At 64.1% G+C, this 7,328-nt stretch carries 16 protein-coding genes and 1 pseudogene; all 17 read right to left on the minus strand.

Translation table 11 applies throughout. The features are described 5' to 3' along the window. Nucleotides 1-263, minus strand: a 263-nt coding sequence (gene rpsH / locus ACKOED_RS16230) for a 30S ribosomal protein S8 (protein WP_408917670.1), incomplete at its 3' end; no start/stop codon positions are given. A gap of 25 nt (nt 264-288) precedes the next feature. Then, the gene (rpsN, locus tag ACKOED_RS16235; protein WP_408917671.1) at nt 289-594 is read right to left on the minus strand and encodes a 30S ribosomal protein S14; all 306 of its coding nucleotides are present in this window, start codon (nt 592-594) and stop codon (nt 289-291) included. A gap of 30 nt (nt 595-624) precedes the next feature. Continuing rightward, nucleotides 625-1,329, minus strand: a complete 705-nt coding sequence (rplE, locus tag ACKOED_RS16240) for a 50S ribosomal protein L5 (RefSeq protein ID WP_408917672.1) — start codon at nt 1,327-1,329, stop codon at nt 625-627. After that, the gene (gene rplX, locus ACKOED_RS16245; RefSeq protein ID WP_408917673.1) at nt 1,322-1,645 is read right to left on the minus strand and encodes a 50S ribosomal protein L24; all 324 of its coding nucleotides are present in this window, start codon (nt 1,643-1,645) and stop codon (nt 1,322-1,324) included. Before rplX ends, rplE begins: the two co-directional genes overlap by 8 nt. Beyond that, on the minus strand, nt 1,645-2,013 hold the full coding sequence (gene rplN / locus ACKOED_RS16250) for a 50S ribosomal protein L14 (RefSeq protein WP_395686059.1): 369 nt from the start codon (nt 2,011-2,013) through the stop codon (nt 1,645-1,647). Before rplN ends, rplX begins: the two co-directional genes overlap by 1 nt. 44 nt (nt 2,014-2,057) lie before the next feature. Then, the gene (gene rpsQ / locus ACKOED_RS16255; RefSeq protein WP_408917674.1) at nt 2,058-2,306 is read right to left on the minus strand and encodes a 30S ribosomal protein S17; all 249 of its coding nucleotides are present in this window, start codon (nt 2,304-2,306) and stop codon (nt 2,058-2,060) included. A gap of 11 nt (nt 2,307-2,317) precedes the next feature. Next, nucleotides 2,318-2,512: a 50S ribosomal protein L29 gene (rpmC, locus tag ACKOED_RS16260; RefSeq protein WP_408917675.1), complete on the minus strand. Its 195-nt coding sequence runs from the start codon at nt 2,510-2,512 to the stop codon at nt 2,318-2,320. A 13-nt stretch (nt 2,513-2,525) separates the two neighbouring features. Beyond that, entirely contained in the window at nt 2,526-2,939 is a 414-nt protein-coding gene (gene rplP, locus ACKOED_RS16265) for a 50S ribosomal protein L16 (RefSeq protein WP_408917676.1), read from the minus strand. Between the two features lie 20 nt (nt 2,940-2,959). Next, complete coding sequence (rpsC, locus tag ACKOED_RS16270; protein WP_408917677.1) at nt 2,960-3,673, minus strand: 30S ribosomal protein S3; 714 nt, start codon at nt 3,671-3,673, stop codon at nt 2,960-2,962. Further along, nucleotides 3,673-4,065, minus strand: coding sequence for a 50S ribosomal protein L22 (gene rplV / locus ACKOED_RS16275; protein ID WP_408917678.1), 393 nt, complete (start codon nt 4,063-4,065; stop codon nt 3,673-3,675). Before rplV ends, rpsC begins: the two co-directional genes overlap by 1 nt. Further along, nucleotides 4,062-4,355 (minus strand): 30S ribosomal protein S19, encoded by a 294-nt coding sequence (rpsS, locus tag ACKOED_RS16280; protein WP_408917679.1) that lies wholly within the window; start codon nt 4,353-4,355, stop codon nt 4,062-4,064. Before rpsS ends, rplV begins: the two co-directional genes overlap by 4 nt. Nucleotides 4,356-4,365: 10 nt before the next feature. Further along, nucleotides 4,366-5,196, minus strand: a complete 831-nt coding sequence (rplB, locus tag ACKOED_RS16285) for a 50S ribosomal protein L2 (RefSeq protein ID WP_408917680.1) — start codon at nt 5,194-5,196, stop codon at nt 4,366-4,368. 16 nt (nt 5,197-5,212) lie between these two features. After that, on the minus strand, nt 5,213-5,506 hold the full coding sequence (locus ACKOED_RS16290) for a 50S ribosomal protein L23 (RefSeq protein WP_408917681.1): 294 nt from the start codon (nt 5,504-5,506) through the stop codon (nt 5,213-5,215). After that, the gene (rplD, locus tag ACKOED_RS16295; RefSeq protein ID WP_408917682.1) at nt 5,503-6,120 is read right to left on the minus strand and encodes a 50S ribosomal protein L4; all 618 of its coding nucleotides are present in this window, start codon (nt 6,118-6,120) and stop codon (nt 5,503-5,505) included. The genes ACKOED_RS16290 and rplD overlap by 4 nt, the downstream gene beginning before the upstream one ends. Before the next feature lie 12 nt (nt 6,121-6,132). Next, a complete protein-coding gene (gene rplC / locus ACKOED_RS16300; RefSeq protein ID WP_408917683.1) occupies nt 6,133-6,837 on the minus strand; it encodes a 50S ribosomal protein L3 in 705 nt (234 codons plus the stop codon). Between the two features lie 25 nt (nt 6,838-6,862). Next, nucleotides 6,863-7,171: a 30S ribosomal protein S10 gene (rpsJ, locus tag ACKOED_RS16305; protein ID WP_408917684.1), complete on the minus strand. Its 309-nt coding sequence runs from the start codon at nt 7,169-7,171 to the stop codon at nt 6,863-6,865. Nucleotides 7,172-7,185: 14 nt separating this feature from the next. Beyond that, nucleotides 7,186-7,328 (minus strand): annotated as a pseudogene (gene tuf, locus ACKOED_RS16310) (elongation factor Tu); the annotation flags it as partial.

The raw sequence follows: 7,328 nt of genomic DNA on the forward strand, positions 1-7,328 counted from the left end.
TAGACGCGGCGGCCGGGCTTCGACACGCGGTTGAGCTCTCGGATAACCGGAGCGCCGTCGAAATACTTCAGTTCGACTTCGATCTCGGCCTTGTTGTTGCCAAGCTGAACCACGGCGAAACCGCGGATGAAGCCCTCGCCCTGCAGCACGTTCAGCACGTTCTCGCGCAGCTTTGAATGGGGGATCGAAACCTTCGACTTGCCCCTCTCCTGCGCATTGCGGATACGAGTCAGCATATCGCCGATCGGATCATTCACACTCATTCTTCTCTCCTGAAGTCCGTATCTCTTACCAGCTCGACTTGACCATGCCCGGGATCAGGCCCAGGTTGGCCATTTCGCGCAGCGCAAGACGCGACATCTTAAGTTTGCGGTAGTAGGCACGCGGACGGCCCGTCACCTCGCAGCGGTTACGGATCCGGATCTTGGCGGAGTTGCGCGGCATCTCGGCGAGCTTCAGCTGCGCCGCGAAACGCTCCTCGATGGGCAGCGACTTGTTCTGAATCACCGCCTTCAGCTTGGCGCGCTTGGCGCCATACTGCTTCACCAGCTTGCGGCGGCGGTTGTTCTTTTCTACGGAGCTCGTCTTGGCCATGTTCGGTTTGCCTCAGCCTTGTTCGGTTGCCTAGGCCGCCTTGCGGGCGGGCTTGCGGAACGGGAAGTTGAACGCGTCGATCAGCGCGCGGGCCTCTGCGTCGGTCTTGGCCGAGGTGCAGATGATCACGTCCATGCCCCACACCCGGTCGATCTTGTCGTAGTCGATCTCCGGGAAAATGATGTGCTCCTTGATCCCGAAGGCATAGTTGCCGTTGCCGTCGAAACTGCGGTCGGTAAGGCCGCGGAAGTCACGCACGCGGGGCAGCGCGATGTTGATCAGCCGGTCGAGGAACTCATACATCCGCACCTTGCGCAGCGTGACCTTGGCGCCGATCGCCAGGTTCTCGCGGATCTTGAACTGCGCGATGGCCTTGCGGGCCTTGGTGATCACGGCCTTCTGGCCGGCGATGCGCTCAAGCTCGCCCACCGCCACCTGCACGAGCTTCGAGTCCTGCGTCGCCTCGCCGATGCCCATGTTGAGCACGATCTTGGTGATCTTCGGCACTTCCATCGCATTCTTGTAGCCGAATTCCTTCAGCAGCTGAGGGCGAACGACCTCTTCGTAATGGGTGCGAAGCCGCGGCACATAGCCCGCCGGCGCGCCTTCCGAGCCAGGCTCTGCAACCGTCTTGGCGGATGCCTTATCGGCCTTCGCCTTGCTCTTGGCTTCGGTCTTCGCCTTGGCCTCGGCCGCGGGCTTGGCCGCCGCCTTCTTTGCCTCTTCCTTAGCCATCGATCACTTCTCCCGAACGCCTGGCGACGCGCACCTTCTTGCCGTCGGCCAATGTCTTGTATCCAACCCGGGTCGGCTTGCCGTCCTTGGGGTCACGCAGCGCCAGGTTCGACACATGGATCGGCATCTCCTTGGAGATGATGCCGCCTTCCTGCGCCGCCGTCTGCTTCTGGTGGCGCTTGGCCACGTTGACGCCGCGCACGACCGCCCGGTTCTCGGCGGGGATCACGCGGATCACCTCTCCCTGCCGGCCCTTGTCGCGGCCGGTGATGACGACAACCTTGTCGCCCTTCTTGATCTTCAGTTTCGCCGCCATCACAGCACCTCCGGCGCAAGCGAAATGATCTTCATCTGGTTCTTGGCGCGCAGCTCGCGCGGCACCGGCCCGAAGATGCGCGTGCCGACCGGCTCGCCCTGGGCGTTGATCAGCACCGCCGCGTTGCGGTCGAAGCGGATCACGGAACCGTCCGGCCGGCGGATGTCCTTCGCGGTGCGCACCACGATCGCCTTCATCACGCTACCCTTCTTGACGCGGCCGCGCGGAATGGCGTCCTTGACCGACACCACGATGATGTCGCCCACCGAGGCGTATTTCCGCTTGGAGCCGCCCAGCACCTTGATGCACTGGACCCGCCTTGCGCCGGAATTGTCCGCGACATCGAGATTGGTTTCTTGCTGGATCATCTGATCACCCGTTCAATCCTGGGGCCCACCGGGCCCGCTCTTCCTTAAGCCTGGCCCGCCGCAACCTTCTCGACGAGCGCCCACCGCTTCTGCTTCGAGATGGGGCGCGTCTCCTCGATCCTGACGATGTCGCCGGCCTTGGCCTCGTTCTTCTCGTCGTGGGCATGATACTTCTTCGACAGCCGCACGGTCTTCTTGAGCACCGGGTGGCGCAGGCGGCGCTCGACCAGCACCACGATGGTCTTGTCGTTCTTGTCGCTCACCACGACGCCCTGCAGGATGCGTTTCGGCATGTTGTTCTCTCCTACTTCGCTTCCGCCTTCTGCGACTGCACCGTCTTGAGACGGGCGATGTCGCGGCGGATCTGGCGGATGCGCGCGGTGTTTTCGATTTGCCCCGAAGCCTTCTGGAAGCGCAGGTTGAACTGCTCTTTCTTGAGCTTCACGATTTCGTCCTTGACCTGGTCGCCGGTCATGACGCGGATGTCTCTGGCCTTCATCTCCGTCACTCCCTTACTCGCCCAGCCGCGCCACGAAGCGCGTCTTGATCGGGAGTTTCGCGGCGGCGAGGCCGAGCGATTCCTCGGCCACGTTGCGCGGCACGCCGTCGATCTCGAACAGCACCCGGCCCGGCTTGACGCGGGCCGCCCAGTATTCGGGCGAGCCCTTGCCGGAGCCCATGCGCACTTCAGCGGGCTTCTTCGATACCGGCACGTCCGGGAACACCCGGATCCAGATGCGGCCAGCGCGCTTCATGCCGCGGGCCAGCGCCCGGCGGGCGGCCTCGATCTGGCGGGCGGTGAGCCGGTCGGGCTCAAGCGCCTTGAGGCCGAAGGCGCCGAAGTCGAGCGTGTTGCAGCTCGTCGACTTGCCGTGGATGCGGCCCTTGAAGGCCTTGCGGAACTTGGTTCGTTTGGGTTGCAGCATGATGACTTACTCTCAATTCCTCAGGCCGCGTCGCGGTCGCGGCGGCCGCGCGAACCGCCGGCATCGGCCGGCTCGTTCATGCGCTTGTCCTGCGCCATCGGGTCGTGCTCCAGGATCTCGCCCTTGAAGATCCACACCTTGACGCCATTGGTGCCATAGGTGGTGAAGGCGGTCGCGGTGCCATAATCGACGTCGGCGCGCAGCGTGTGCAGCGGAACGCGGCCCTCGCGATACCATTCGGTACGCGCGATCTCCGCCCCGCCCAGACGGCCAGCGCAGGTGATCTTGATGCCTTCCGCGCCCATGCGCTGGGCCGACTGCACGGCCCGCTTCATGGCGCGCCGGAAGGCCACGCGGCGCTCCAGCTGCTGGGCAATATTCTCGGCCACCAGATTGGCGTCAATCTCGGGCTTCCTCACCTCGACGATGTTGAGGTGAACTTCCGAATTGGTCATCTCCTGCACTTTTTTGCGCAGCTTCTCGATGTCCGCGCCCTTCTTGCCGATCACCACGCCCGGGCGGGCCGAATAGATGGTGACGCGGCACTTCTTGTGCGGACGCTCGATCAGCACCTTGGAGACGCCCGCCTGCTTCAGCTCCTTCTTGAGGTAGTCGCGGATGGCGATGTCCTCATGCAGCAGCTTGCCATACTCGCGGGAGCCCGCGAACCAGCGCGAGTCCCAGGTGCGGTTGACGCCCAGGCGCAGGCCGACCGGATTTACTTTCTGGCCCATCAGGCGGCCTCCTTGCTTTCTTCGCGGGCTTCGCGGACGATGATCGTCAGTTCACTGAAGAACTTCTCGATGCGCCCCACCCGGCCGCGGGCGTTAGGCATCCAGCGCTTCATCACCAGGTTCTTGCCGACCCAGGCTTCCGAGACAACCAGGCTGTTGATGTCGAGGCCGTGGTTGTTTTCGGCATTGGCGATCGCCGATTCGAGCGTCTTCTTGACGTCCTTGGCGATGCGGCGGCGCGAGAAAGTGAGATAGGCCAGCGCCTTGTCCACCTTCATGCCGCGGATTTCCGAGGCGACGTCGTTGAGCTTGCGCGGCGAAATGCGGATCGAGCGGGTGACGGCCTTGGCCGCATTGTCCGGCAGGCTGCGCGGGCGGGCTTTCTTGCTCATGACTTGCCTCCAGACGAGGCTTTCTTGTCGCCCGCCGAGTGGCTGTGGAAGGTGCGGGTGGGCGCGAACTCGCCCAGCTTGTGGCCGACCATTTCCTCGGAAACAAGAACGGGAATGAACTTGTTGCCGTTGTGAACCTGGAAGGTCAGGCCCACGAACTGCGGCAGGATGGTCGAGCGCCGGCTCCAGGTCTTGATTGCCTGGGTCCGCCCTCCCGCGCCGCGCGCGGTTTCCACCTTCTTGAGGAGATACCCGTCCACGAACGGGCCTTTCCAAACGGAGCGTGTCACGGTCTACCTCTTACTGAGACTTCTTGCGGTCGTGGCGCGACCGCACGATGAATTTCTGGGTCCGCTTGTTAGAGCGGGTCTTGGTGCCCTTGGTCGGCTTGCCCCACGGCGTCGCCCAGTGCTTGCCGCCATTGGTGCGGCCGCCGTTCGGATGGTCGACCGGGTTACGCGCGATGCCGCGCGAGATCGGCCGCTGGCCCTTCCAGCGCGAACGGCCGGCTTTGCCGACGACTTCGTTCATGTGGTCGGGGTTCGACACCGCGCCGACGCTGGCCATGCAGGAGGCGTCGACCATGCGGGTCTCGCCGGACTTCAGCTTGAGCAGCACATAGCCCTGGTCGCGCCCGGCGACCATGGCGTAGGTGCCGGCCGCGCGGGCCAGCGCGCCGCCCTTGCCGGGCTTCAGCTCGACATTGTGGACGATGGTGCCAACCGGCATGGCGCCGAGCGGCATGGCGTTGCCCGGCTTCACGTCCACCGACTTGCCGGAGACCACCGAGTCGCCCACGCTCAGGCGCTGCGGCGCCAGGATATAAGCCTGCGTGCCGTCTTCATACTTCACCAGCGCAATGAAGGCGGTGCGGTTCGGATCATATTCGAGCCGCTCGACAACCGCCGGCATGTCCATCTTGAGGCGGCGGAAATCAACGAGGCGATACGCCTTCTTGTGGCCGCCGCCCTGGCCGCGGGTGGTGATCCGGCCGGAATTGCCGCGCCCGCCGTTCTTGCCGATGCCCTCGACGAGAGACTTCACCGGCTTGCCCTTCCACAGCTGGCTGCGGTCAACCTGGATCAGGTGACGGCGGCCGGCGCTGGTGGGGTTGAATGTCTTGAGTGCCATGATGCTACCTTACCGCTCAGAGGCCCGTCGTCACGTCGAGCCGCTGGCCCTCTTCGAGGGTCACATATGCCTTCTTCACGTCGCTCAGCGTCGCGGGGCGGCCGCGGAAACGGCGTTCCTTGCCCTTGCGCACCAGCGTGTTGACCGCCTTGACCTTCACCCCGAACAGGCCTTCGACGGCCTTCTTGATGTCGGTCTTGGTGGCTTCCCGCGCGACGTTGAACACGACCTGGTTGTGCTCGGAGACCAGCGTCGCCTTTTCGGTGATCGCCGGGCTCTTGATGATGTCGTAGAAATGTTCCTTGCTCACTTGAACCGCGCCTCCAGCGCTTCGACGGCCGCCTTGGTCAGAACCAGCTTCTTGCGGCGCAGAATGTCGTAAACGTTGATGCCCTGCACCGGCAGCACGTCGATGTTCGGAATGCTGCGGGCAGCGCGGGCGAAATTCTCGTTCACCGCGGCGCCGTCGATGATCAGCGCATTGGCGAGCCCCAGCTGCTCAAAGGCCCTGGCGAGCGACTTGGTCTTGCCGTCGGAGGCCGCCGAGTCGAGGATCACCAGCGACTGGTCCTTGGCCTTGCTGGACAGCGCATGGCGCAGACCCAGGGCGCGGATCTTCTTGTTGAGGGCCGTCTCATGGCTGCGGAAACGGGGCCCGAAAGCCTTGCCGCCGCCCACGAAGATGCCGGCCTTGCGCGAGCCGTGACGGGCACCGCCCGAACCCTTCTGGGGCCCGAGCTTCTTGGTCGTGCGGGAGATCTCGCCACGCGACTTCGCCTGATGCGTGCCCTGCTGGCGCTTGTTGAGCTGCCACTGCACCACCCGGTGGATGATGTCGGCGCGCGGCTCGAGCCCGAAGATGTGGTCGGCGAGCTCGATGCTGCCGGCCGTCTTGGCCTCGATGGTATGAATATCGGCTTTCATCCCCATCACTCCTTACTCTGCCGCCGGCGCAGCGGCGGCTTCCGGCATCTTGAAAGCGCCGGGCTTTGGCGCCGCGTCGGGAAGCTTGCGCTTCACCGCGTCACGCACCGATACCCAGGCACCCTTGACGCCAGGCACCGAGCCTCTGATCATGATCAGGCCACGGCCGGGATCGGTCTTGACCACCACGACGTTCTGCGTGGTCACCGTCTCGGCGCCCAGATGGCCGGGCATCTTCTTGTTCTTGAACACCTTGCCAGGGTCCTGGCGGTTACCCGTCGAACCGATCGAGCGGTGGCTGATCGACACGCCGTGGGTTGCCCGCAGGCCGCCGAAGTTCCAGCGCTTCATGCCGCCGGCGAAGCCCTTGCCCATCGAGGTCGCCGTCACGTCGACGAACTGGCCGGGCACGAAATGATCGACAGTGATCTCGGCGCCAACCGGAATGACGTTGTCCGGCGACACGCGGAACTCCTTCAGCTTGCGCTTGGGCTCGACCTTGGCGACCGCGAAATGACCGCGCTCCGCCTTGGTCAGCCGCTTGATCTTGGGCACGCCCACGCCAAGCTGCAGGGCGGTGTAGCCGTCCCTGTCATTCGTCTTCTGGGCCACAACCTGGCAGTTATCCACCTTCAGCACGGTGACGGGAACAGCTGCTCCCTCCTCCGTGTAGATGCGGGTCATGCCCAGCTTCTGTGCGATGAGACCAGAACGCATCGCTTCACTCCTTCAAAGCTCTGACTTAGAGCTTGATTTCAACATCGACGCCGGCAGCGAGATCGAGCTTCATCAAAGCATCGACCGTCTGCGGTGTCGGATCAACGATATCGAGCAGGCGGCGGTGAGTCCGCATCTCGAACTGCTCGCGGCTCTTCTTGTCGACGTGGGGCGAGCGGTTCACGGTGAAACGCTCGATGCGCGTCGGCAGGGGAACCGGCCCGCGCACCTGCGCGCCCGTCCGCTTGGCCGTGCTCACGATCTCACGCGTCGAGGTGTCGAGCACGCGATGATCGAAAGCCTTGAGGCGGATACGGATGTTTTGACGTTGCATGTTCCTGTCCGCCCTTAATCCGTGATCTTGGCGACGACGCCGGCGCCCACTGTGCGGCCGCCCTCACGGATGGCGAAGCGCAGCTTCTCCTCCATGGCGATCGGCGTGATCAGCTCGACGTCGAACGAGATGTTGTCGCCAGGCATCACCATCTCGG

Source organism: Aestuariivirga sp. (assembly GCF_046093005.1).
In the GTDB taxonomy this organism is placed as follows: Bacteria; Pseudomonadota; Alphaproteobacteria; order Rhizobiales; family Aestuariivirgaceae; genus Aestuariivirga.